Raw genomic sequence first — 2,677 nt, 5'->3', positions numbered from 1 at the left:
CCAGAAAGAAGCCGAAGGAGGCCACGATGACAAACCAGACCCACGAATTTTTCTTTGAGTTCCCGGCTATTCAATGCCAGCAGGGTGGACGCGTGCAGTACATGTTGTGCGCACCGATGAACATGCTGAAGCGTATTATGGCGTTTGATGACGCCGGTGATGTGATGTCTCGTTCCCAGCGCGAGGTTCATCTGGGCCGTGCTAAAAAGATCAATCGCTACCTGACGACCGGCTATGACCAGAAAACGGACTACATCGTGCCGACGCTGGTTGGTAACATCGACGGGATGGTTCGCTTTGAAGAGGCGACGGGAGTTAAGGGCGGTCTGGGAACGCTTTTCATCTCGATGGATGCGGATATCCGTTTGTTTGACGGGCAGACCCGTTCTCGCGGCATCATTGATTATATCAGCGCGCGTAAAGATTCTCCGGATACCATCACACTACTGCTCACTGTGGGGCTTCCTCTTGAGACGCGCCAGCAGTTTTTCTCCGATATCAATAACAATGCCAGCAAACCGGCAACGGCTATTTCTATGGCCTACAACCACAAAGATCCTCTTAACGCTCTGGTTCGCCAGATTGTCAGTGACACACCTGCGCTACGCGGCCGCGTAGACTATGAGCATAACGTTGTGCCAGCCAAAAGCGATCTGTTAATCAGTTTTAAGGCGCTTCACGATGCGACCCGCAAAATGTTTGGTCTGCGGGCAGGTGATGAAATTACCGATGCGCTTCGCAATGACGCATTGCGCCTCTGGAAAGCGTGGAGCGTTGCGCTGCACTGGGAATGGCTGGCAGAGAACATCGGTCCTGCAATGTATCGCACGCGTCATATCGGTACGCACGGCGTTATGATCAACGCCATCGGCATCGCAACTGCCATGATGCTTGAAAATCATGATGCCGGAGCCATTGCCGAAATGCTCAATCATAGGACAACAGCCTGTATTGAAGCTCTTCAGCCTTTTGCCCACGCGGAGTGGTACGGCGTATGTGTTGATCCGGAGACCGATACCATCAAATGCGATACACCGGCCCAGAACCGCGCTGCCGAAAAGCTACTGAACGTGTTTGGCATGAGTACGGAACATCCTCACGCCTGGTTGCGCCCTTCTTTTGATGAGGACGTCAGCGATGAACAGGTCGCAGAGATGGCTGAAAAAATCGCAAAGGTGGCAGAGGAAAAAAAGCTCGATCTGGCAATGCTGAAAATTGCACTACCGGAACGCCTTGCCCTGTCAGAGACGTCAATGAAACCCGTATTTGCCAACATGCGCCGTCTGCGGGCGTGGATGAGCGAACAGTTCCCACTGCCCGAGCAACAGTAAACAGGAAGGAGGCCGCCCGAACGGGCGGCAGTATCCCGAACCACCTGTCTCTGGTGCCACTTAATCCCGAACGTCAGGCTGCAATACAGGCGATCGATGATGTGGAGAGCGGGGCCAGTGAACGGAGGTTCAGCTTATATCCCTATGCCTCGGCCTTTTTCCGTCGCCTGACGGGACGCGGAAAGGTTTCCGGAAAAGCACTTCGCGCTGTCACCGGCATTATCTGGGACCCCCGCGAGAGGCTGGCAACACTGAGTGACTATGAAATGGCGTTTGATACCCTGATCAGGACGCGGGGGCAATACTGTCCCACGCCTTTAAGCAGTTCGGTACGGCACTGGTTGTTCCCGGAAGTGGAATTTCAGCAGATGGAGCGTGCTCGGCAGCGGGCCAGTCTCAGCGGCCATAAGTACAGTGTGAAAACGCGTCGCCAGTGGGAACGGCAGCGCGAGCAGGCAGCAATACAGTATCACCGTGTTGTGCAGCTGGCCGCCATTGACCTTAACTTCCAGAGTCCTGACACATTCTGTCAGTGGAATAAGCGGCATCAGGAGCTGGAAGAGGCTGAATGGCTGGGCATGTTCTGGCACTGGCAGGCTCGCTTTCCTTCCCTGCGGGAGCTGGACTGGCTGCGCTACAGCCACGATAGCATAGCCGCAATCGTCCTGAATCTGGCAGCGATTGTCAGGGAAACACCCGAAGTGATCCGGGCGCAGGAAAGGCTTTATGTGCCGAATAAACTGGAGTATGCAGGTCGCTGAATTACCGTGGTTTTCAACGGTTATTCCTGGTCAGAATGGTACTAGTGGCGGTATAATGACCGTGGCGCTTGAGGCTTTTTGCCTCATGATGTTTCAGTGGTTTGGGTGTCGTGTGGCAGAAAGACAAAAGCCCCAGTTAATTTTCATTAACCGAGGCCCCTGCATGATTCGACACCATCAGGATAGCCTCTTACCGTGCCTAGTGCAAGGAGAAGCAAGCCATGAAATTGCCGCAACAACCTGTAATCTGGTGTGTACTGATAGTGTGTCTCACACTGCTGATATTCACGCTCCTGACCCGGTCCCGCCTGTGCGAGCTCCGGCTAAAGGATGGAAACAGGGAGGTTGCTGCAACTCTGGCTTACGAATCTGGTAAGTAGGAACCTGGAGCGGGGGGGGAACCCCCCGCTTTTCAGGCTGATAGTGTTGCGTTCTGCACCTGAAGCGCCTTTTTGAAGGGACTGTCTGAGCAATCGGGCAGTCCCTTTTACTTTTCCTGACCTCCGATTTTGAGCCCAGCGCTCGCAGCTGCCGTGCCGGCAGCGCCGCTTTCACTGGCCGCCGATGGCGGCCGCTGAGGAAAGC

3 protein-coding genes and 1 pseudogene are annotated in these 2,677 nt (G+C 54.6%); all 4 read left to right on the top strand.

The window, feature by feature from the left end:
- A partial coding sequence (locus FEK66_RS24620) for a DGQHR domain-containing protein (RefSeq protein WP_205714138.1) occupies nt 1-1,331 on the top strand: 1,331 nt, incomplete at its 5' end.
- Nucleotides 1,292-2,092, top strand: coding sequence for a plasmid SOS inhibition protein A (locus FEK66_RS24615; protein ID WP_276609515.1), 801 nt, complete (start codon nt 1,292-1,294; stop codon nt 2,090-2,092). The genes FEK66_RS24620 and FEK66_RS24615, both read left to right, overlap by 40 nt.
- Nucleotides 2,058-2,402 (top strand): annotated as a pseudogene (locus FEK66_RS26330) (DUF5431 family protein); the annotation flags it as partial. The gene FEK66_RS24615 and the pseudogene FEK66_RS26330, both read left to right, overlap by 35 nt.
- Nucleotides 2,338-2,472 carry a type I toxin-antitoxin system Hok family toxin gene (locus FEK66_RS24610; protein ID WP_227507375.1) on the top strand — a complete coding sequence of 45 codons (135 nt, stop codon included), beginning with the start codon at nt 2,338-2,340 and terminating at the stop codon, nt 2,470-2,472. The pseudogene FEK66_RS26330 and the gene FEK66_RS24610, both read left to right, overlap by 65 nt.
- The last annotated feature ends 205 nt before the right edge of the window (nt 2,473-2,677 follow it).

This window comes from Escherichia sp. E1130 (assembly GCF_005781065.1).
GTDB lineage: Bacteria > Pseudomonadota > Gammaproteobacteria > Enterobacterales > Enterobacteriaceae > Escherichia.
The sequence above is the reverse complement of the archived record's forward strand: the minus strand, read 5'-3'. Positions and strand labels throughout refer to the sequence as shown.